At 43.0% G+C, this 22,450-nt stretch carries 15 protein-coding genes; 6 read left to right on the plus strand and 9 right to left on the minus strand.

Features of this window, described 5'->3' with window-relative positions; translation table 11 throughout:
* Positions 1 to 7 precede the first annotated feature (7 nt).
* Positions 8 to 1,798 carry a purple acid phosphatase family protein gene (locus AC1XUD_RS14985; RefSeq protein ID WP_483361834.1) on the plus strand — a complete coding sequence of 597 codons (1,791 nt, stop codon included), beginning with the start codon at positions 8 to 10 and terminating at the stop codon, positions 1,796 to 1,798.
* A gap of 117 nt (positions 1,799 to 1,915) precedes the next feature.
* Here the strand turns inward: AC1XUD_RS14985 and AC1XUD_RS14990 are convergent, their stop codons facing one another.
* The gene (locus AC1XUD_RS14990) at positions 1,916 to 4,876 is read right to left on the minus strand and encodes a leucine-rich repeat domain-containing protein (RefSeq protein ID WP_483361835.1); all 2,961 of its coding nucleotides are present in this window, start codon (positions 4,874 to 4,876) and stop codon (positions 1,916 to 1,918) included.
* Between the two features lie 405 nt (positions 4,877 to 5,281).
* Positions 5,282 to 6,562 carry a hypothetical protein gene (locus tag AC1XUD_RS14995; protein ID WP_483361836.1) on the minus strand — a complete coding sequence of 427 codons (1,281 nt, stop codon included), beginning with the start codon at positions 6,560 to 6,562 and terminating at the stop codon, positions 5,282 to 5,284.
* 171 nt (positions 6,563 to 6,733) lie between these two features.
* On the opposite strand from AC1XUD_RS14995, the gene AC1XUD_RS15000 reads away from it, so the two are divergent.
* A complete protein-coding gene (locus AC1XUD_RS15000; RefSeq protein WP_483361837.1) occupies positions 6,734 to 7,963 on the plus strand; it encodes a DegT/DnrJ/EryC1/StrS family aminotransferase in 1,230 nt (409 codons plus the stop codon).
* A gap of 5 nt (positions 7,964 to 7,968) precedes the next feature.
* Here AC1XUD_RS15000 and AC1XUD_RS15005 read toward each other — a convergent pair whose 3' ends face one another.
* Positions 7,969 to 8,691 (minus strand): DNA alkylation repair protein, encoded by a 723-nt coding sequence (locus AC1XUD_RS15005; RefSeq protein WP_483361838.1) that lies wholly within the window; start codon positions 8,689 to 8,691, stop codon positions 7,969 to 7,971.
* Between the two features lie 108 nt (positions 8,692 to 8,799).
* A complete protein-coding gene (locus tag AC1XUD_RS15010; RefSeq protein ID WP_483361839.1) occupies positions 8,800 to 9,144 on the minus strand; it encodes a DUF1801 domain-containing protein in 345 nt (114 codons plus the stop codon).
* A gap of 374 nt (positions 9,145 to 9,518) precedes the next feature.
* Here AC1XUD_RS15010 and AC1XUD_RS15015 point away from each other — a divergent pair, with 374 nt between their 5' ends.
* Positions 9,519 to 10,586 (plus strand): efflux RND transporter periplasmic adaptor subunit, encoded by a 1,068-nt coding sequence (locus tag AC1XUD_RS15015; protein ID WP_483361840.1) that lies wholly within the window; start codon positions 9,519 to 9,521, stop codon positions 10,584 to 10,586.
* Positions 10,587 to 10,628: 42 nt separating this feature from the next.
* On the plus strand, positions 10,629 to 13,733 hold the full coding sequence (locus AC1XUD_RS15020) for an efflux RND transporter permease subunit (protein ID WP_483361841.1): 3,105 nt from the start codon (positions 10,629 to 10,631) through the stop codon (positions 13,731 to 13,733).
* A 186-nt stretch (positions 13,734 to 13,919) separates the two neighbouring features.
* On the opposite strand, the gene AC1XUD_RS15025 is transcribed toward AC1XUD_RS15020, so the two are convergent.
* From AC1XUD_RS15025 to AC1XUD_RS15040, 4 genes are all read right to left on the minus strand, one after another.
* On the minus strand, positions 13,920 to 15,050 hold the full coding sequence (locus tag AC1XUD_RS15025; protein ID WP_483361842.1) for a fatty acid desaturase family protein: 1,131 nt from the start codon (positions 15,048 to 15,050) through the stop codon (positions 13,920 to 13,922).
* Positions 15,051 to 15,170: 120 nt separating this feature from the next.
* Positions 15,171 to 16,451 (minus strand): methionine adenosyltransferase, encoded by a 1,281-nt coding sequence (metK, locus tag AC1XUD_RS15030; RefSeq protein ID WP_483361843.1) that lies wholly within the window; start codon positions 16,449 to 16,451, stop codon positions 15,171 to 15,173.
* Positions 16,452 to 16,660: 209 nt separating this feature from the next.
* Positions 16,661 to 17,539, minus strand: coding sequence for a lipoyl synthase (gene lipA / locus AC1XUD_RS15035; protein ID WP_483361844.1), 879 nt, complete (start codon positions 17,537 to 17,539; stop codon positions 16,661 to 16,663).
* Between the two features lie 55 nt (positions 17,540 to 17,594).
* Positions 17,595 to 18,350: a hypothetical protein gene (locus tag AC1XUD_RS15040; RefSeq protein WP_483361845.1), complete on the minus strand. Its 756-nt coding sequence runs from the start codon at positions 18,348 to 18,350 to the stop codon at positions 17,595 to 17,597.
* Positions 18,351 to 18,606: 256 nt separating this feature from the next.
* On the opposite strand from AC1XUD_RS15040, the gene AC1XUD_RS15045 reads away from it, so the two are divergent.
* Positions 18,607 to 19,836 carry a 3-deoxy-D-manno-octulosonic acid transferase gene (locus tag AC1XUD_RS15045; RefSeq protein WP_483361846.1) on the plus strand — a complete coding sequence of 410 codons (1,230 nt, stop codon included), beginning with the start codon at positions 18,607 to 18,609 and terminating at the stop codon, positions 19,834 to 19,836.
* A gap of 47 nt (positions 19,837 to 19,883) precedes the next feature.
* Here AC1XUD_RS15045 and AC1XUD_RS15050 read toward each other — a convergent pair whose 3' ends face one another.
* Positions 19,884 to 21,044 (minus strand): ROK family protein, encoded by a 1,161-nt coding sequence (locus tag AC1XUD_RS15050; RefSeq protein ID WP_483361847.1) that lies wholly within the window; start codon positions 21,042 to 21,044, stop codon positions 19,884 to 19,886.
* A gap of 450 nt (positions 21,045 to 21,494) precedes the next feature.
* Between AC1XUD_RS15050 and rsgA the strand changes: the two genes are divergently transcribed.
* The gene (gene rsgA, locus AC1XUD_RS15055; protein ID WP_483361848.1) at positions 21,495 to 22,406 is read left to right on the plus strand and encodes a ribosome small subunit-dependent GTPase A; all 912 of its coding nucleotides are present in this window, start codon (positions 21,495 to 21,497) and stop codon (positions 22,404 to 22,406) included.
* The last annotated feature ends 44 nt before the right edge of the window (positions 22,407 to 22,450 follow it).

A 22,450-nucleotide genomic window follows, 5' to 3' on the forward strand; every position in this document is an offset into this window, starting at 1 on the left:
TACTCCTATGAAGTTTTTAAGGCCATTTTCAGTATTTGTTTCAACTTGCCTTTTGCTCAGTTGCCACACTCAAAAAGAAGTTAGTAATCGAAGTATCAAGAATGTGGTCGATGATTTGGTTACGAAGTTTTATGCAGAATTGAAGCCAGAGCAACTGGATACGATCCGGGAGGACTATATTCTAAGCAAGATCAGCGACGCCGACAAAGAAGTCCTTTCCACTAAATACCTCACATTTGATGTCAATGTGCCGGTGACAGTTTCGCTGATGCGACATGATTATCCGAAAGTGCTACCGTTCTGGTTACCGAAAAGCGGTTTTGTTAAAACTAATATGCTCGTCAAAAACGAGGACTACACCTACGAGGTATGGCAGAAGGATTTCGATGCCGGAGAAGTGGGGTTGGGTATTAACGGGTTCGACAAAGACCGGCCCGTGTATTTTATCTGTGTAGCTCCGAAGAAGAAGGGTGACATTCTGAAAATTTCGAATGTGTTTCCCAAAGAATTTGAAAGGGATACCACGCAGTTGATAACGATGCATAAAGGGGCATTTACCTACCACGACTGGGATAGCCTGGTGCTGAAGGAAGTACCTGAAAGTTTGGATGGACAAGTGCTTTTTACGACGATAAGAGGTCGCGCGCGGGAGGCACATCTTGTCAATGCTTTCCGTAAAACCGCATTTCCTTCTTCTAAAAAGCCAGACCAGCTTCTGCAAACATGGAGTGGAGATCCAAAAACTACGCTGGATATACAATGGCGGACTTCCCCTGATATAATGAAAGGCCTGGTAAGATACTGGAAGGATCAGTCAAACGATACGCTCGCGGTAACAGCTACCAGTTTTAAAATGGAAGATAGGCTACTTGAAAATGATCGCTATGTTATAAGGCATACTTCGAAATTGAGCGGTTTGAAACCCGGCACTTTATATCATTATAAAGCCGGCAGTGATCAGGGCGGATGGTCGCCAGCCTATACCTTTAAGACCGAAGGCGAATCCCCGAAAGAATTTTCATATATATGGTTCGGGGATACGCACTACTCACCAATCTGGGGTGATATGATAAAAAAAGCAGCTATTCGCCACCCTGAGACCGCATTTTATTCTATCGCCGGTGACTTGGTAAGTACTGGATTGTCGAGAAACGAGTGGGATGAATTTTGGCAATTTTCGGGAGACGTGTTTGCTTCAAAACCTTTGATGGCTGTTCCCGGCAACCACGACAGTCAGGATGGTTTGGGGGCGTGGATGTATCAGGAGATGTTCAGTTATCCGGAAAACGGACCGAAAGGCCAGCCGAAGGAGATGACTTATTCTTTCGAATATGGCAATGCGTTATTTCTTCAGATCGACGCCACGCTCAACGTCCCTGCCCAGACTTCATGGATAGAAACTCAGTTGAAAAACTCGAAAGCCAAATGGAAATTTGTAATGTTCCATTTTTCGCCCTACAATTTCGTGGAGCCATATGATGAGATCGTGAGAGAATGGGGGACTTTGTTTGACAAGTATCACGTGGATATGATGATGGGCGGGCATATGCATTATTACCTGAGAACCAAGCCAATTTATAACGGAAAAACTGTGGATGATCCTGCCAAGGGAACCATATATACCATGTCCATCAGTATCCCGGGCAAACAGGACAAATGGCCGGATGAAGATTACGCAGTGAAAAGATATCCGGACGGGCCTTTATATCAGCATATTACAATTAAAGGAAATAAGCTGTTTTACAAATGCCTGGATCCGGAGGGGAATGTGAAGGATGAGCTGGTGATTGAGAAATAGGGGAGGGGTTAATATTTTCTTAACGATATCATGATCTGCAACAATGGATTAGAGCGAATATCACACTAAAAAAGGGTTGGCAGGAGTTATCGGCCAACCCTCTTTAAATGTGAAATCCTATTTCTCAACAACGACCTTTTCGGATTTGTCGCCGTTTCTGATGACGTACGTTCCGATTGGCCAGTTTGTAGTTGAAACGGTTTGCAGGTCCATTATAGGTCTTTCCAATATCTTCGTTCCTTTCAAATTGTATATCTCAATCGATTTGGCAGTACCCGAAGTCTCGATGGTGAGAATATCTTTGGCCGGATTCGGATAAAGCTTGAGAACCTGTACATCTGAGGTGACCTGCACAATTCTTGAGTTAGAAGATTTTCCATCAAAATCGATTTGTTTTAACCGATAGTAGCTCACAGGAAGCGGTTCTTTATCCAAAAACTGGTAGGTTTCAAGATCTTTGGATTCTCCTTTTCCATCCAGAAAACCAATTTTTTCAAACTTTCTGGTGTCACTGCTCCGCTCAATTTCAAATCCTGAATTATTGATCTCTGCGGTGGTAGACCAACGTAACAAATTCGATTCGCCGGATTTTCTTGCGGTAAAGTTTACGAGTTGGACGGGAAGGGAATTATTTTGAATGTAATCCTCGCTCACAAGTCTGACATTGCCTGCAAGGCTATTTACTATATCTGCCCTATACTTTCCTGGTCCGGTCATGTTGAAGGCGATCGTGTCGGAAAGCGTAGCCACTAGATTATCATCCTTATACCAATAATAAATGTTGTTCGCTACAGTGCCACCTGCGTTCACATAAAGCAAATTTCCAGAGGTATATATCGGGATTTTTGCTTGAGGTGAATACGCATCGATTTTGGAAAAATTAGGTTCAAGCGCGTCAAATGTAAGATAGTTGTCGTTGAAACTGACTTCCGCTGATATGGGAACACTTGTTAAGGACGGAAGTCCATCAAATCGGTTATGGTTAGCTCTTAAGATTGTTACCTTACTCCAGTTTTCTTCGCCTCCCGGAAACGATCCGGAAAAATTATTATGGTCCAAATAAACATTTTCCAGATTTGTGAGGTTTGCAATAGATGAAGGTAGAGTGCCATCGAGTTTATTTCCTGCTATTGCTAATATTTTTAATTTTGACAAATTTCCAATGTTAGCGGGAACGGGGCCAGTTAGCGAGTTGTATCCCACACTGAGATAATCGAGATTAGTCGCATTGGTCAATGATGCTGGAATTGAACCGGAAAGTTTGTTGAGATTCAGGCTGAAGATTTGCAATTCCGGAAGATTCCCAAATCCGCTCGGAATTTCTCCAGTTAATTGGTTTACTGATAAATCAAACCATTTTAACGCGGGAAGGTTTCCTATTTGAGCAGGTATTTGTCCTGTGACCAAATTGTCATACAAGTTTAAGAACCATAGGTTTGATAGCCTTCCAATCTCTTCGGGAACAGTTCCAACAAATTCATTTTGAGATAATTCGAGGATTTCGAGTGCCTGCAATTGTCCAAGCTCCGGCGGTATGGGGCCTCCAATGTGGTTATTCCCCAGTAATAGTAATCTTAATTTCGGGAGTTCCCCAAGCGATGATGGAATGATTCCGGATAAATTATTACTCTGGAGATCCACCGTTTCCAGTTGGCTGAGTTCTCCCAGCGAAGAAGGCATTTTTCCGGATAGCAAGGGATTTTCGTTGATTCTTAAAGATTTAAGTTTTTTGAGGTTTTTCAGTTCAGGCGTAATTATACCATTCAAATTGTTGCTTTGTAACTGCAGTTCTGTTACTCGGCCTCCGGTGCATCCAACCCCATACCAGCTGCATGGAGAATCACCTGCATTGCCCGGGTTATTCCAGCCGTATTTTGCAACCCATGCCCATCCTTTCGTTTCAAGATAAAAAGCCAATAATGCCTGTCTGTCGCTTTCTAAGTTATCAGGTCCAACGATATAATCCTCACTCACCAACGTCAGGGAAGATGCCACACTGCTAGTTATCTCTGCCCGGTAGGTTCCATCACCAATGGCGGCAAACAGATCGGTGACATTATTAGTGGCCACCAAAATGCCATTTTTATACCAACGGTAAATGTTATTTGCAGCGGATCCTCCCACGTTTGCCCTTAAAAGTCCACCATCGTTAGTTAATGGAAATTCCTTTTGGGGGCCATAATAATCCAGCTTGGTAATATTGGGCTCCATACCATCGAACGTGAAATGATTGGAAGTAATATTGATCTCGCAGGATGTCGATATCATGCTCAAATCTGGTATAACACCCGAAAGCTTATTGGACTCCAGATAGAGATATGCCAGATTCGTTAAATTTCCAAACGAAGAGGGGATTGGGCCAGTTAGGTTATTATAACCCAAATTGAGGGAAGTGAGTGAAGCAATGTTTCCAAGTTCATCAGGAATATCGCCTGAGAGTTGATTTCTGGACAACAAGAGCCCGTTCAATTGAAATAAATTACCTAACTCTTTCGGAATTGGGCCATATAATTGATTTGAAGTAAGTGAAATCGTTTTTAGCTGAGTAAGCGTTCCCAACCCGGCAGGGATTTTTCCGCCAATTCTTGTATCGTTTATACTGAGCATCTCCAGAAGATGTAATTTACCAATTGATGTTGGTATCTCACCTAACAATTCAGTATTACTGCTCATTTCCAAATGCCTCAAATTCGACAAATCGCCAATGTCGGCAGGGATATAGCCTGATATAACATTACCAGCGAAATAAAGGTATTTTAGTGCACTCATTGTAGTTAAAGATTCAGGAATTTTCCCCGCAAGATTATTGCCGGACATTGCAATTGACGTTACTCTTCCGTTCTCACACGAAATGCCTGACCAACTACAGGGATTATCACCAGGGATGCCAGGTACCGACCAACCGGATCGATTATTCCAATAGTCTCCATTAGTGGCATTATACAAATCAACTAATGCAAGCCGATCAGACTCCAATGTCTGGGCAAATGATTCGAGAGAAAGTAAAAGGAGAAGTGATAGTAAAAGTGTTTTCGTTAGGGCACTGGTAGATGAAGTCTCAGGCGTAAAATACTTCATAGGTTACGAGGGGGTTAGTTGAGTTGGTTAAATTGAAAAGTAGATGTTTTCAATTGTGATTAGTTTCGGACGCATTTGTTACAGTAAAAAATAGGGAAAATAAATAAGAAAATAGTGTGCAGAAGAGTCTTAGGTGCTTATTTATTTGATGATTGGTCAAACAAAATGGGTTCATGAGGTATTATTCAGGTGAGAAAGTTGGTTGCTAGGTGGATAAAGCAAAAAAGCATATGATTGATTATAAATACCAATCATATGCGAGTTAGTTTGATAAAATTATCCAGTGGTTACTTACTGAGAAGTAAAATGTTAGCGGAAAATGGATATGAGAGGATATCCCATTCCAAGTCCGAAAGAGGGTTTATGTTTGTCATAAAGAAAAATGTAATAACTGAACAAAATCGCCTAAAACCGATCATGAGCCCCATTGAGCGGGCCGTGGCTACTAACAGCAATCGCTGTGCACAGCGCAATAATTACCAAGACGAACAGTAAATTAATAGCCCAGCGGCTAACGTTTAATCCACGGTCAGTGAAGACTGGATCTGATTTTTTAATGAGAAAGAAGATTGCGAAAAAATTGAGGATATACAGATATTGTTCAGGACGATACAAACTCATGAAAGCACCCGTGATCAGGAAGCTGTAAATGATATATAAACCAAGATATATCAATATGGAAATGTATAAATCGTTTTCGGATATGTTTGTTTCGGTTGAAGCGTTTTTGAGATAGAAATAGTAAATTGAAAGCGCGGATATGGATAGTACAAGAATAAACGATACCCACTGCACGTTTCGCGTTATGGCCAGGATATCTGAACCTGGGGAAATGTTTTGGACATATTCGGATATCCGGTTCGAGTCAAAAGATTGGTCCCAAACCAGAAAAGGGATAATCAGAACGACGATAATGAGCGGGATTATAACACGTTGCTTACCACCTAGGTGACGAGTTTCCGGCCATGTAGAAGTGAAGGTGCCATATGCCATGCCAACGCCGCCGAAGAAACCGATGGAATATTCCATTACATTCCAGAAGTTGAATTTGAAACCCGAAGTGCTGCCCAGGACCTGTAAGAAATTTCCAAAAGCAAATCCGAATCCCGCACCCAGCCCGGTGATGATTGCCAACCGAATGGCCTGCGTGTGATTATGGCGGATCATATACCAGAGCAAGGCGACGAACATACCCAAAGCGCCCGCCCAAGCTTCGGAACGCGGTGGCGTCATGAGCCAGCCTAGTTCTTCAATAAGAAAATAATAGAATATCAGCGCGCCGGCGGTCATTTCAGTCAATAATCGCGACCACTTCACAGGGTTTTCTTTTGTGTCCGAAAGTGTGAGTCCAAACATCCCGCCACCCATTAACCCAAACAATCCACCGATGATAAACAACATCAACAAGCCATAAAAAGCATTTCCGAAATCGCTGCTTCGGCCATATCCTACCACTTGTCCATAGCTGATGATGCCTGTTACACCCCAACCCGCTGCGGAAGCAAGTGCCAATTGAAACGCCCTGTCATACCAGTCCTTCCGCTTTGATATCAATACAATCGCCAGCCCGCCAATAGCTCCCGCCCATGCAGCTCCCTGTTCGTGCCCAAACTGACCACGTATGGCCCATGCAGTGCCGAGTGAAATTCCTGATAAAAGTAATGAGTAAAGTAATTGGCGGTTCATGTTTACGACCAGGTGTTTTTGGTGAAGGTTATTGAAATCACAAGGTTATTGGCGATTTTTAGTAAATACAGATGTCCAACAGAAACGGGCTATCCGCAGCATTTTTCGCCATAGAAATGGCCTGAAAATTCCCGTTGTCGGTACTACGCATATAAACTTGTTTAGAATAAAATGATGAAGGATCTGTTGGCAATTAACGGTGGTGAGGTGACGGTAAAAAAGACTTTTGAGTGGCCAGTATATAATCAGGAGGATATAGATGCGGTGACGGAAGTGGTGGCAAGTGGTAAGTGGGGAAACCCTGATTGCGGGGATGAAGTCGAAAAGTTTGAGCAGGAATTTGCAGCTTATTGTGGGAGCAAATATGCAATAACCTGCGTTAACGGTTCTGTATCGCTTCGACTTGCATTGATAGCCATTGGTGTCAAGCCAGGTGATGAAGTGATTGTGCCGCCGTACACTTTCATTGCGACCGCTTCCACAGTTATCGAATGTAATTGTGTTCCGGTTTTTGTTGATATTCAGCCCGATACCTATAATCTTGATCCGGCCAAAATTGAAGAGGCTATTACCGAACGAACCAAGGCGATTATACCGGTTCATTTCGGAGGGCTGGCTTGTGATATGGATGCGATTATGGAAATTGCAAAGCGTCGTAACTTAAGAGTAATCGAGGATGCGGCGCATGCGCATGGAGCGGAATACAAGGGAAAAAAGCTGGGTACTATTGGGGATGTCGGAAGTTTTAGTTTCCAGTCATCCAAAAACCTGACGTCAGGTGAAGGCGGGATTGTAATCACGGATGACGACGATTTGTATCAAACCATGCGTTCGTTGAGGAATGTTGGTCGCGTGGAAGGTGGTCAGTGGTACGACCATTATAATCCCGGCTGTAATTATCGGATCACGCAAATGCAGGCGGTCTTGCTGTCGTCCCAACTTAAACGACTGGAAGATCAAACTCAAAAGCGAAATGATAATGGGTTATATCTGAATCGGTTATTGGAGGAGGTTGAAGGCATCACGCCCTTGTCAAGAGGAGAGGATATAACCATGCATTCGTATCATATCTATATTTTTAAATACGACGCTTCTAAATTCGGAGATATTCCTAAAAATAAATTTACAGAAATGCTGGTAGCGGAAGGTGTTCCCAGTTTCCGGGGATATCCTCATCCACTGTATAAACAGCCGCTTTTCCAGAACAAAAATTTTATGTGTTATGCCATTCCAGAAACAGCCGATTATAGTCAGGTAGTATGTCCTGTCGCCGAGCTGGCTTGTGAGACGGAGGCTGTCTGGATTTTACAACATGCCATGTTGGGTGAAAAAGAGGATATGGAGTCGTTCGTGACGGCTATTCGCAAAATTCAGGAATCTGTTCGCGACATTTCGGTTTAGCGATCTCATCCTTTGGTTTTTAAACCCAGATAATAGGTTCTGTCGCTCGCGTCCAAATGTTCGGTGGCATTTCTTAGTGCCACCCGAGGCATGGTGAGTGCATAGTTATCCAGGAAGTCCAGAAGTCGGTTTGGATCTCTTTTCCCGGCTTCACGTATCCAGGCGCCTACCGCCTTCTGAATGAGATCGTGTTCGTCGTAAAGCAGTATTTCAGCAATTTTGAATGTGTCCTCCAAGTCATTTTTTCGGATAAAGAAATACGTGCTGACAATCGCCGTCCGCCGTTCCCATGTGCTTTTGGATATGGCCAGCTGGTATAATATATCTCGCGGTTTGTCTGCCAGATATCCCCCAACAACATACGGTGCCGCCCGGTCGACCAGGTCCCAGCTGTTGATGCGATCATGGCGACGGATGTATAAATCAAAGAGTTCTTTTTTGCGGGCAGGAGATACTTTTTTATCTCTCGCCTGAAAATCCATAATACTTACCGCACCAGCGCGACCCTCATGAACCGGACTCTCCAGTAATAACTCAATCTCATTGAGAGGCATTTGCACAAACTCCTTGGCTAAATCAAATACCTGACCCATTCTGACACCGATAAATACATCATCTTCTTGACCATCCTCTGGTTTGAAATACCGTTGAATTTTAGTCAGTTCAATATCTGACTTATAATCGTTAAGTATTTCCAGAAAGGTGCTTGCTGTTAATTCATTATCCATTCACGAATAAGTTTAAACGCAGAGTAATGGGAGTTATACGCAGAGGACGCAGCAATAGAAAACCGCCCTCTTACTCAGCGTTACCAAAGCGAGAACCGCGTTTAAACATCATATGGTATCAGACGCCTTTTTCAGCAAGTCGGAAAGCAAATCATAATCCACATCTGTATCCTGCTTAATTGTCACAGTTTTGCGGTCCGGGGCGGTGGTTGCTTTGAAGAAAGTACCGATTTCATCCAGCTCTGTTGCGTTAAAGATCATAAAAGAGACCTTGTCTTTGGAGGCGGTAATGACAGCAGCGTAGCTGCCATTTTTGAGGTAATGAGGTTTACTATACTGAATCCGTTCCTGTACTTCAGGAATGGCAGTAAATACTATTTTCCGTAGTTTTTCACATACATCAACTTGCCAGGACGGCAGCTTGTTGATGTATTGCGTTACTTCTTCGTTCATGTGCCTTTTGAATATAGTTTTAGATGGATTTTAAAATTGTCAAGGATTAATCTTGGAATAAATACCCTTATCGTATTGTAAAGTTGCTGATATTAAACTTAACTAAACAGGGGTAAAAGGGACAAATTAAGGGAGGTTTACGACAAAATTTGACAGCTGAATCAAATCCTAAATATGATTATTTGGTGATAGTGCAATTGCCTGATCGGGTGCTGTTTTTCGAAAAATGCGAAATTAAATCTTGTTAATATGGCCATCAGGCAAAGTATAATTCACTCCTTTCTACTTTGTTCAATATATAGTACCTTTAATACTATTGAATTAAAAATATAACATTTCGAGAAATAAATTGTACTGAAACTTTTTATACTGTTATGCGTACCGTTTTATTGATTGGTGGAGTAATTATCGCTTTGGTGTTGGGCAAGCTGTTCATCTTCTCAAAACCGGGAAAGGATAAGCCCGAAAGTGGAAAGAGCGCTGGGAAGAGCGAAGGGAAGTCCGGTGGTGCGATACCAGTGAATGTTTATGTAGTGGGCAGGCAGTCTGTGGAGAACGAAATATTTGCCTCTGGAACGGTTTTGCCAAATGAAGAAGTAGACTTGAAAGCAGAAATTTCGGGAAGATTGGTAAAATTGAGCATAACTGAAGGCGCGGTGGTCAGCAAAGGCCAGTTGATCGCTAAGATCAACGACCGTGACCTGAAAGCACAGTATCAAAAGATAGAATATAATCAGGACTTAGCCAGAAAAATAGAGGCCAGGCAGAAGAAACTTCTTAATATAGAGGCAATTAACCTTCAGGATTACGATATTACGGCAAACGACATCAGGGTATTGGATGCAGACAAAGAATTGTTGGAGTCTCAACTCGAAAAAACAGAGATCAGGGCACCGTTCAATGGAAGGATCGGCCTGAAGAATATCAGTGAAGGAGCATATGTAGCCCCGGGGACTTCAATCGTGACGATCGTCCAGAATAATCCGGTGAAAATTGATTTTACCATTCCTGAAAAATATTCGGGTGAAGTTCAAATCGGTAGTGTGATCAGATTTCGAACTGATGCAAACAGCTCTGATTCGGAAGCCAAAGTCGTTGCGCTGGATCCCAAGGTAGACGAAGTTTTGAGAACGAGGCGCGTCAGAGCCTTGGCATCCAATCCATCAGGACGGATTGTTCCGGGTATGTTTGTGAATGTGAAAGTGAACCTTGCCGCGAACAAAAATGCAATCATGATTCCGTCGGAAGCGATTGTTCCTGTGTTGAAAGGTAAAAAGGTATTTGTTGTGAAAAACGGCAAAGCCACCGAGGCAATGATTGTTACTGGTCTCAGAACAGATACTCAGGTTCAGGTAATCGAGGGTCTTCAGCCCGGTGATTCCCTGATCACTTCCGGTATTATTGCTTTAAAGCCTGATGCATCTGTGAAGGTGAACAAATAATCGATTTCAAGAAATTTCTTTTACTCAAAGCCACCACCTTCAATGAGTATATCCACTCTTTCGATCAAGCGCCCGGTACTGGCCATCGTGATGAACCTTCTCATCATTTTGTTCGGTTTTCTGGGATATAAGTTTTTGGGAATGAGGGAATTCCCATCCATTGATCCACCAGTTGTTTCCATAAGGACCAGCTATACCGGAGCCAATGCGGATATTATTGAATCGCAAATTACTGAACCTCTTGAAAAGCAGCTGAATAGTATTGAGGGAATCAAATCTATTAACTCAACGAGTAGTCAAGGGGCAAGTCAGATTACGGTTGAGTTTGATATTGGTGTGGATATGGAGCGTGCTGCAAATGATGTTCGCGATAAAGTAAGTTCTGCTTCACGTACGCTTCCCCGCGATCTGGACGGGCCGCCGGTGGTTAGCAAGGCTGATGCGAACTCCGAACCTATTATCGTTCTTACATTTAAAAGCGATACAAGGTCTCACCTCGAAGTGAGCGATTATGCCGAAAACGTGATCGCGCAGCGATTGCAGACCATTGAAGGGGTCAGTGAAATCAGGATATTCGGACAAAAGAAATATGCGATGCGGATCTGGATGGATCCTGTAAAAATGGCGTCGCTGGGCATTACGAGCCAGGACGTCAAAGACGCACTCGACAAAGAAAATGTAGAACTTCCGAGTGGGAAACTGGCGGGAAATAATACTGAGCTTACCGTTAACACGATTGGTCGCTTTAAAACCGAGGACGATTTTAACAATATGATCGTCAAAAACCTGACGACGCAGGCAATACACTTACGGGATATCGGATCCGCACAATTGGGTCCGGAAAATGAAGAAACCGTTCTTCGACTTGACAACGTGCCGATGATTGGTTTGGCAATTTCCCCGATGCCTGGAGCGAACTATATCAACATTGCGGATGAGGTGAACAAGCGAATGGCGGATATCAAAAAGGAGCTTCCCAAAGATTATCAGCTTGATACTTTGATCGATAATACCATTTTTGTTAAAAGATCAATAGAGGAAGTTGGCGAGACGCTGCTCATCGCGATTGTTTTGGTGGTATTGATTATCTATCTGTTCTTCCGCGACTGGCTTATTGCTTTCCGGCCTTTGATTGATATCCCGGTTTCGCTCATCGGAACCTTTTTTGTGATGTATATCATGGGATTTTCGATCAATGTATTAACCCTGCTGGCTATTGTGCTCGCAACAGGACTTGTGGTGGATGACGGGATTGTCGTCACGGAGAATATATTCAAGAAAATAGAAGAGGGGATGAGTCCGATCGAAGCGGCGATTAAAGGCGCGAATGAGATTATTTTTGCGGTAATATCCACATCGATAACCCTTGCTGCGGTATTCCTTCCGGTTATTTTTATGCAAGGCTTTGTCGGAAAGCTATTCCGTGAATTTGGTATCGTTATATCTGCTGCGGTGCTTATCTCGGCATTCGTATCATTGACACTTACGCCGATGCTGAATGCATATCTGGTTCGTAAGTCACATAAGAAGAGCTGGTTCTATGAAAAGACGGAGCCGTTCTTTGAGCGTATCACCACCAATTACAGCACTGCGCTGGCCGACTTCCTCAAAATCAGATGGGTTGCATTTCCGTTGGTCGCCATCACACTTGGGATGATCTATTTTTTTGGAAAAGGGTTACAATCAGAACTTGCACCCCTTGACGATAGAAATTGGTTTCGCCTTACGATAACAGCTCCCGAAGGCGCTTCTTACGAGTTCACCGATAACTATGTTCAGAAGGTTGGTCAGATGCTGATGGACTCTATGCCTGGCAGAAAAGGATTGATGCTGATTACTTCCCCCGGAAATTCAGGATTAGGTGCTGTCAACGCCGGGAGTGGCCGGATTGCGCTGGTTGATAAAATGGAAAGACAGGAAAGTCAGCAGGATATCGCTGATTTTGTGAATAAAAAATTAAAACAAATGCCTGATGCTAAGTCATTTGTGGTTCAGCAACAGACTATATCGGTCGACTCGAGGGGTGGTCTTCCGGTCCAGTATGTAATTCAGGCACCTGATTTTGAGAAGTTACGGGAATATGTTCCGAAGTTTATGGAGCTGGTGGGAGAGGATCCGACATTCGCTATTACCGACGTGAACCTGAAATTCAGCAAACCGGAGCTGCAGATCACTATTGACAGGGAGAAGGCCAAATCATTAGGCGTATCGGTTCAGGATGTGGCGCAAACGATGCAATTAGCTTTTGCCGGACAACGTTTTGGTTATTTTACGATGAACGGACGTCAATATCAGGTAATTGGTCAATATGATCGCGAAAACCGCGACGAGCCGCTGGATTTGAAAAGTATGTTTGTGAAAACAAATACGGGTTCTTTGGTTCAGCTGGATAACATTGTTGAAGCAACTGAGGAAAGTAGCCCACCGCAGCTTTACCATTTCAACCGATACATGAGTGCGACGGTTCAGGCAGCGTTGGCTCCGGGAAAAACAATCGGAGACGGTATTGCGGCCATGGACAGGATCAGAGACAAGTTGCATGATGAAGTTATTCAAACTTCGTTAAGTGGTTCGTCAAGAGATTATGCAGAAAGTTCTTCCAATACGATGTTCTCGTTTTTTCTTGCTCTTATTTTGATATACTTTATCCTTGCTGGTCAGTTTGAAAGCTTCGTTGATCCGTTTATCATCATGATCACCGTTCCTTTGGCGATTGGTGGCGCGGTGTTCTCGCTTTGGCTTTTTGATCAGACGCTTAACATTTTCAGCCAGATCGGGATGATTATGCTGATCGGTTTGGTAACCAAAAACGGTATCCTGATTGTGGAGTTTGCCAATCAATTGAGGGAACAGGGCAGAACTAAGAAGGAGGCAGCACTGGAAGCCGCCACGCTACGTTTCAGACCTATTCTGATGACCAGTCTTGCCACGATATTAGGCGCCTTGCCGATTGCTATGGCGCTAGGTTCGGCCGGTCAGAGCCGCATGTCGATGGGGATTGTCATTATGGGTGGATTGCTGTTCTCGCTGGTACTGACGCTGTACGTTATTCCAGCCATATACACCTACCTGTCACGGGACAGGAATTATGAGAAAATGAGAATGATAGAGCAGATCGCTCATGATAGTGAGCTGGAAGAAGTGTAGTAAGTATGACAGTTAAGGTTGCTGTCAGGAATTGGTCAATTGGTTGAAAGGGGGATTATCTTTACTGAAAAGTTTGGTCAGGAGTAGGTGCCGCCAGGTATTGGTCATTCATTGAAAGGGTCTGGCGCTTTCCTCAAAATACTTTTCCGTTAATATAAACCCCTGCTCTGTCATTCAACTTTTATATTAATAAGTTTCGACGAGTGCTTCCACCTGAGATTTAACGGGGTTGATAGCTTCGTGTCCCATTGATTTAAGCATTCTTATATGTGATCCCAGCGCACTTTGGAAGTTGGCTTTTGCATTATATACATGCCCGAATTCTTCCGCCGTTTCGCGAATGATCGGCGAAATTGCATTGTAATGGATATGGGATATGGATGGGAACAAGTGATGTTCAATTTGATAATCCAAGCCACCGATATACCATGAAAGTGCACGATTTTTACCTGCAAAATTGGATGTGGTCACTAGCTGATGAACTGCCCAGGCATTTTCGATACATCCGGAATTGTCGGGAATTGGCTGAGATACTCCTTCTACTACATGAGCCATCTGAAAAACGGTGCTCAATATCATTCCAGCTGTGAAGTGCATGATCATGAATCCGATAAACCATTGCCCAAATGTGAGGTCAGTAACTAGCAGTGGAATAGCGCATATGAAAATTGCGTAGGCTATTTTGGTCACTATAAGCGTGATATACTCTTTTCGAGGAAATTTTTTCGTAAGTCCGGATTCTGACAATTTGTTAAATAGCCCAATCTCTTTGAAATCTTTCCATAGAAAAGAAATCGTCATCAGACTATATAGAAAGAATGCATAAATGTGTTGAAAGCGATGAAGTGCCTTTTGTTTTTCCTGATAAGAGAGTCGAAGCAGGAATTTGCCGGTAATATCTTCGTCTACCTCATGAATATTGGTATAAGTATGATGAAGTCTATTGTGTTGAACCTCCCAGTTATACGCATTCCCGCCAAGCAGGTAAATGCTCCCGCCCAAAATCTTGTTCAGGATCTTTGATTTTGCCAGAGAACCATGAATGGCATCGTGCATGACAGACATACCCACTCCGGCTACTCCGAAGCCCATGATAACTGCTAAAAGCAAAAGTAAAGGCGTAGATAAAGACGTAAACAGGATAAGGAAATAAGGGATGAGATAAAGGGCCAGCATGAACATTGCTTTGAACAATAGTTGATTGCCTCCCGTTTTGCACAAATTGTTAGTTACAAAATAATTATCAACCCGCTGCCTTAAAACGTGAAAAAATTTAGTGTTGTCCGAATTGGTAAATTTTACTTTTAGATTTTGCATGACGTGGGTTTCAAAAAAACGGGTCGGAGGAAGTTTACTCCAATAATATGCGCAATAAAGATAGGAAACAAAAAAGGACGGCACCAAGGCCGCCCTTTTAGAATTTTATTCTTCTCGTTACTATAACTCGAAAGCGGCTTTTATATTGTCCACAAAGTCCAGTTTTTCCCATGTAAATAGTTCAACTTCAACTTGTTTCTCTTCTCCGTTAGCACCTCTGAATATTTTGGTAACTGTTTCGTTCTTTCTTCCCATATGGCCATAAGCCGCAGTTTCTGAATAAATCGGATTCCGTAATTTCAGACGTTGCTCAATCGCATATGGACGTAAGTCGAATATCTTGCCGATTTTATCTGCGATTGCTCCATCATTATCCGCTACTTTCGCAGTTCCGTAAGTATTGATATACAAACCACAAGGCTCCGCAACACCAATTGCATAGGAAACCTGAACGAGTACTTCGTCGCAAAGACCGGAAGCTACCATGTTTTTCGCAATATGGCGAGTCGCATAAGCCGCAGACCTGTCTACTTTCGAAGGATCTTTACCGGAGAATGCGCCACCACCATGAGCACCCTTACCGCCGTATGTATCAACGATAATTTTGCGGCCCGTAAGACCTGTATCGCCATGAGGCCCACCGATCACAAACTTTCCGGTTGGATTGATATGGTATTTTATATCGTCATTGAAAAGGCTTTGTAATTCCGGTTTCAAAGTAGCCTTAACACGAGGAATTACAATGCTGATAATATCCGACTTGATTTTTGCAAGCATTGTTGCTTCGGAATCAAAGTCATCATGTTGTGTTGAAACAACGATACTGTCAATTCTTTGAGGTACGTTATCGTCGCTATATTCAATCGTTACCTGCGATTTTGCGTCCGGACGCAAGTAGCCAATAACATTTGGTTCATTATTTCTGATTGACGAAAGTTCCTGCAAAATTTTGTGCGCAAGATCCAACGCCAATGGCATATAGTTCTCAGTTTCTTTTGTCGCATATCCGAACATCATACCCTGGTCACCCGCGCCTTGTGCATTTGCTTTTTCCTCAAAGCTTTCGGTAGAAACGACTCTGTCAACACCCTGGTTGATATCAGCACTCTGGTCGTGAATTGCAGAGAGAATACCGCATGAGTTTGCCTCAAACATGTATTCACTTTTGGTATAGCCAATTTTACGGATTACCTCGCGCGCAATTTTTTGGACATCCAGATAAGTGTTAGTTTTCACTTCTCCGGCAAGTACAACCTGTCCGGTTGTAACTAATGTTTCACAGGCAACTTTACTAGTGGCATCCCAGGCTAAGAAATTGTCAATCAGTGCATCGGATATCTGATCCGCCACTTTGTCCGGGTGACCTTCGGAAACAGATTCCGAGGTAAATAAATATGGCATAAAAAATAGTTTTGGAAATAATAATTAGTTTGTGTGTAGCAGACATCTTCAATATTACTGCGGCGCAAAATTGAATTTTTTTAAGAACTTAACCAAATTTTTAAGCCACAAAACGACTGAGAACGAATACAATTACCCTATCAAAAACCTGAAACCCCAGAAAGTCTATCGATTCTGGGGTTTCGTTTATTGTAAATATTATTTAGTCTTTAAATGGGCACATTTACGTGCCGCTCGGCATGATAGCTGGATCTTACCAAAGGTCCGGACTCCACATATTTCAATCCTCTCTTCAAACCTTCCTCTTTGTAGTTTTCAAACATTTCAGGCGTGATCCATTCGATTACCTCATGGTGCATTTTGGTGGGCTGAAGGTATTGTCCCAAGGTAAGGATATCTAGTCCATGAGCGGCCAGATCATCCATGGCTTTATGAACTTCGTCCTGAGTTTCTCCCAGGCCGAGCATAATTCCGGATTTGGTGCGTTGACCGTATTCCTTTGTTCTTTTGATCTGCTCCAGGCTACGCTCATATTTGGCTTGCGGACGAACGGCCCTGTATAAGCGTTGTACCGTTTCCATGTTATGAGAAACCACTTCCTGTCCACCCTCGATCATACGGATCAAGGCGTCCCAGTTGTTTTTTACATCCGGAATCAGAGTTTCAATGGTGGTTTCGGGTGTGTTTTTCTTCACCTGAATAACCGTCTGATACCATATCTCTGCCCCCCGATCCTTTAGTTCGTCACGGTTTACGGAGGTAATGACCGCGTGCTTCACCTGCATCAGCTGAATCGCTTCTGCAACCCGGCGTGGCTCGTCGGTATCATACTCGTTTGGTCTACCGGTGGCAACGGCGCAAAAACTGCAGCTTCGGGTACAAACATTGCCGAGTATCATAAAAGTGGCGGTTCCGGCACCCCAGCATTCTCCCATATTGGGACAACTTCCACTCTCACAAATTGTATGAAGCTTATAATTATCTACTAGCTGACGTACTTTTCTGAACTCAGGTCCTGCGGGTAACTTCACCCGCAACCAGTCCGGACGTTTTTTTCGTTCTGACGGTATTACTGGTAATTCAATCATAATTATTTAACGAAACTGGCTCGAAGCCCCCTTTAAAATTTGACGTACGTAGGTTTTATCTCTTTTTCGTACCGAAGTACAAAGTTATAAAACCAGAAGTGAAAAAGTTCTTATTTTCTGCAACAGCCATGATCTGCGGTTTTCGGGCGAAAGCCTCTGTAAGGAATCCAACCTCGATTCCGGTTACATTGTCGCGAAAGGCACTCAATTCAAAACTCAAAGCCGCTTTGGCGTGAAGACCCGGAATGATTTTCATTTGTCCGAAACCTGCAAAAAAGCTGCCTGCTCCAACAATGCTGGCCGTTGAATTCGGGTCAAACGGCTTAGTTGTAACTCTGCCGTCAGTTCCTTGATACTGAATCATATAAGGTTTTTCTAGGCCTATCGACGGCCCTGCTGCAAGAATGGCACTGATTGAGATTCCTTCATCCTCATGGCGACTGAACAAAGTTACTTCCCGGCCATATTCCGGACGGATTACAAAAAGGTAGTTTTCCTTGCCGTAAGTCAGACGTGCGCCCGTCACGAAAACCTGTTGAGAGATTTCCTTCGGATGTTTCACATTTACCAACTCAACTGCCAGATACCGGTATTGGTTATTTCCTCTGAATTTGGAGGACAAGGCAGAAGATTGCCGAAAAACGGCTCCTCCGAGAATCCCTGAGTTGGTATTGGTTGTTACACCGAATGAGGTGAAAGTCTTATACGAATCTTCACTGTCCTCCACTTTCTTTGGTTTTCGTTGACCAAATGAGTTTGCGGAGAGGCTGAAAATCAGTACAGCTGATAGTAAAAGTTTTATATGCTGCATATTCCTGGGATCTATCGCCAAAATGGAATCGTAAAATTACAATTCACAGTGAATATAATAATATAATACTATATTCTTTGTGCCATTCCATGGTGGTTAACGGTTTTTCGTACTTTTATGTTCTATAACGACGAAAAGAAATAATACATGTCGTTATGTCAACTGTTTTTTAAAAATTTAGCCGTAGAGGTACTGAACTTGTCGCCGGGCTATTAATCACTTGTGTGTATTGGCTTCTTTTCTGTATCAATTGAGCATGCTGCTCATAAAGGCCGGAATGTCGTTTGGGGCTTTTTTTTCTAACAAAATAAAACTGGGCGCCGAAGGAAGAAAAAATCTCCGGCAAAACCTTACGAATTTCAGGTCTTCTTTGCCAGCTGATATAAAGATTGTCTGGTTCCATGCTGCATCGCTCGGAGAGTTTGAGCAAGGAAGACCGGTGATGGAAGCTTTTCGAAAGCATTACCCTGATCATCGAATCGTGCTTACTTTTTTTTCGCCGTCGGGTTACGAAATCAGGAAAAATTATCCTGGGGCTGATTTTGTATGCTATATACCGGTGGATACCCTGGCTGACAGCAAATGGTTCGTGGAGACCTTGAAGCCTGACATCGCTTTCTTTATTAAGTATGAATTCTGGTATAATTTCCTGCGGGCTCTTCACCGGAACAACACCTACATATTGTCTTTTTCCACAATCTTCCGACCGCAGCAAGTCTTTTTCAAATCTTATGGTGGCTTTTACCGATCTCTTCTTCAATATTTTGATGCGATTTTTGTTCAAAATGAGGAGTCTCTCGAGCTGTTGAAAAGTATCGGCATCTCGAACTGCCAGATTGCTGGCGATACCAGGTTCGATCGTGTCAGTTCGATAGTAAAACAAGCGGTTGAATTGCCTGTTATTCAGAGTTTTAAGGGAGATATGCCATGTTTGGTTGCAGGTTCAGTTTGGCAGGAGGACATGCAGGTATTGATTCCTGTTTTAAATAGTCTGGCAGGAAAGGTTAAAGTAATAATTGCGCCACACGAGATTAAAAGTGAGCAGATTGATCAATGGACGAAAGAGTTGAAAATACGATCGGTACGGTATTCCGCAATTTCGCAGCAGAATCTGGAGTCAGTTGACTGTATTATTATAGACAACATCGGAATGCTTTCATCTTTGTACAGGTATGGTGATATGGCTTATATCGGTGGTTCTTTTGGTGTTGGCCTCCACAATATTCTGGAGGCGGCGACTTTCGGATTGCCCGTTGTTTTCGGAAATAAGAGTTATCATCGTTTTCAGGAAGCCCGGGACCTTGTAGAAAAAGGGGGAGCTTTCCCTGTGGCTGGAATGAAAGATATTCAGCTGCTATTGCAAAACTGGATCACCGATCCTGAAGGGAGAAAATTGTTGGGTGATATCTCCGCAAGTTACGTGGCAAGTCAGGTAGGCGCTACTGCGAAAATTATGGAGACGGTGGATACCTTAATAGAAAAATAAATCCGGAGGCGTTGCTCCGGATTCAATATGTAGCATTTGAGTAATTCTCAGGCAAATTCCATATTGATCAAATGCTCGAAAAGATAGGCCTGGGTGCCTAGTAGTCGGGCTTTTGGCCCAAGTTTCGAGGTGTGAATCAACAGAGAGTTCTTGAAATCGGACAAGCAGTACTTATTAATCGCCTGTTCTATCGGGTTCGAGATAAACGGCCCGGCTTCTGCCAAGAGGCCGCCGATGATAATCACCTCAGGATTAAATAAATGTACCGCTGTGGCAAGCCCTTTTCCTAATTCAGTTCCCAGGCTTCCTAACAAATCAATAGAGAATTCGTCACCTGCGTGAACTGCCTCGACTATATGTGACGAGTCCAGATCTTCCAGTTTGTTATTGACAATCTGAGTAAGAATTGTTGCTTTTCCGGATGCAATACCTTCTTTCGCCTGTCTGATCAACGCCGATGCTGAGGTGATGGTATCAAGACATCCGATCTTGCCGCAATGACAAAGCATTCCATCCGGTTTTGCCTGGATATGCCCTAATTCGCCGGCAAATCCCGATGTTCCATTGAAAACCTCACCATTAATTATAATTCCTAATCCAACTCCCCAGTCAATATTGATTGTCAAAACCTGCGACTTATCAACAGCAAATCCAAAACGATGCTCGCCAACGGTCGTTGCTTTGGTGTCATTGAAAAGGCAAATCGGTACCTTGAAATGTTTCTTTAAAGTTGAAACCAACGAGACGCCGGATGATGTCGGCGTAAGATTAGGATAAGTCAGGTTAATGCCTTGGGCAGTATTGATAAGGCCCGGCATCGACATCCCTATTCCCCATATCTTCTCCATTCCAATGTTATGGAAATTTAAGAATGCTTCGGTTTCGGCATATAACAACTCCAGGAATTGGGGAGAGTCTTCGAGTCTGATATCTATTTTTCTTTTGACAATCAGTTGATTATGCAAATCAAAAATAACAAGCTGCGTACCATGGAGGTTGATATCCATGATTAGGGTAAGGTATTTTTTTGAATTTAATCCATATAACACAGGAGGACGGCCTGCTCTGGCCGGTCCGGTTCCTGTCTCGATAATCCAGCCTTCACGCATCAGATCATTTATAATCCCTGTCGCGGAGGGGATACTCGCATGGAATAACCTCGCCATCTTATTGATGGAGGCATCGCCGTGCTTATAGAGGTGATGCATTAAATTACTCTTAATGCGATTTTTGCGGATGTCAATAACAGAACTAGGTTCCTCTACTATTAAATTCATAAAATGGAGACTAAGGAGCGATTAAGGTGTTAGGTTGAGTAATTAAATTTTCTATAAAATTATGAATCTAATATAGTAATCTATTGACACTTTGTAATATACTTTTTAAAAAAACTTATTATCATGAAGGTGTCTTGAAGAAAAAATCTCAAATTTAAAATCATAAACGTAGATGGTTATACTCGTCTTAAATCAGGTAATTTGTTTATTTTGAGATTAATATTCATTAATTTGATGTTATTTCGGCTTGATTTTAATGCTGAATTGATACACGACCGCAATTCAACGAATTTTTGACCCGGCTAAGGCGGGTTATCTGTTATCTTCGCCTTCAAATCACAATGAAACATTTGCAGAGACGTGCTAAATAAAGGATTGGTAATGAGATCCACGGGTTCGTGGTATGACGTAAGGGACTTTGAAACCGGCCATATCTGGCAATGCAGGTTGAAAGGGAGGTTCAAGTCTTTGGGCCTAAAGGTAACCAATCCGATTGCTGTGGGCGATTATGTTGGATATGAAATAGAGGATGGCGATGAGAATTTTGGAATTATTGACGAAATACATCCAAGGGAAAATTATGTGATCAGAAGTTCAGTGCATAAAACTGCACATGGTCATTTGATCGCTGCTAATGTGGATCAGGCGATTTTGATCGCTACCCTGGTATTCCCCAAAACGTCATTGGGCTTTATCGACCGTTTTCTTGTGGCAATCGAATCATTCAGAATTCCCGGAATCCTGATTTTCAATAAACAGGATCTCATAAGCGAGGAAATGGGGGAGTTCCAGCAGGAGCTTATGGATATATATGAAAGCGTGGGATATCGCTGCCTGAAAGCAACCGCTGTGACTGGCGAGGGAGTCGCAGAGTTTCATGAGACATTAAAGGGGAAGACTTCACTGCTCTCGGGACATTCCGGTGTGGGCAAGTCTACCCTTGTGAATGCCATTGCCCCAAATCTGGATTTGCGAACTAACGAGATATCTACATTTGCAAATAAGGGTGTTCATACCACAACTTTTGCTGAAATGTTTGAATTGGAGCCAGGAACATTCATTATAGATTCTCCGGGAATTAAAGAGTTGGGGTTGGCAGACATTAAACCAAGTGAAATCAGCCATTATTTTCCGGAAATGCGGGAGCTACTCAATCAATGTAAGTTTAATAATTGCCTGCATGTGAACGAACCGGGTTGTTCGGTGAAGGAGGGTGTCATGGCGGGAGAAATCGCAATGAGCCGCTACGAGAGTTACCTGAGTATGATATCAGGAGCCGACAATCGCAAATAGCTAAACTCCTAAAGTCTGTGAGTCAAGAGCACTAACCCCTAAAA

This window comes from Dyadobacter sp. HNCC25DJ184 (assembly GCF_056895215.1).

Coding starts and splice junctions, on each gene's coding strand:
- AC1XUD_RS14985 (WP_483361834.1), top strand. CDS start 8: ATGAAGTTTTTAAGGCCATTTTCAGTATTTGTTTCAACTTGCCTTTTG.
- AC1XUD_RS14990 (WP_483361835.1), bottom strand. CDS start 4,876: ATGAAGTATTTTACGCCTGAGACTTCATCTACCAGTGCCCTAACGAAA.
- AC1XUD_RS14995 (WP_483361836.1), bottom strand. CDS start 6,562: ATGAACCGCCAATTACTTTACTCATTACTTTTATCAGGAATTTCACTC.
- AC1XUD_RS15000 (WP_483361837.1), top strand. CDS start 6,734: ATGATGAAGGATCTGTTGGCAATTAACGGTGGTGAGGTGACGGTAAAA.
- AC1XUD_RS15005 (WP_483361838.1), bottom strand. CDS start 8,691: ATGGATAATGAATTAACAGCAAGCACCTTTCTGGAAATACTTAACGAT.
- AC1XUD_RS15010 (WP_483361839.1), bottom strand. CDS start 9,144: ATGAACGAAGAAGTAACGCAATACATCAACAAGCTGCCGTCCTGGCAA.
- AC1XUD_RS15015 (WP_483361840.1), top strand. CDS start 9,519: ATGCGTACCGTTTTATTGATTGGTGGAGTAATTATCGCTTTGGTGTTG.
- AC1XUD_RS15020 (WP_483361841.1), top strand. CDS start 10,629: ATGAGTATATCCACTCTTTCGATCAAGCGCCCGGTACTGGCCATCGTG.
- AC1XUD_RS15025 (WP_483361842.1), bottom strand. CDS start 15,050: ATGCAAAATCTAAAAGTAAAATTTACCAATTCGGACAACACTAAATTT.
- metK (WP_483361843.1), bottom strand. CDS start 16,451: ATGCCATATTTATTTACCTCGGAATCTGTTTCCGAAGGTCACCCGGAC.
- lipA (WP_483361844.1), bottom strand. CDS start 17,539: ATGATTGAATTACCAGTAATACCGTCAGAACGAAAAAAACGTCCGGAC.
- AC1XUD_RS15040 (WP_483361845.1), bottom strand. CDS start 18,350: ATGCAGCATATAAAACTTTTACTATCAGCTGTACTGATTTTCAGCCTC.
- AC1XUD_RS15045 (WP_483361846.1), top strand. CDS start 18,607: ATGCTGCTCATAAAGGCCGGAATGTCGTTTGGGGCTTTTTTTTCTAAC.
- AC1XUD_RS15050 (WP_483361847.1), bottom strand. CDS start 21,044: ATGCATCACCTCTATAAGCACGGCGATGCCTCCATCAATAAGATGGCG.
- rsgA (WP_483361848.1), top strand. CDS start 21,495: ATGAGATCCACGGGTTCGTGGTATGACGTAAGGGACTTTGAAACCGGC.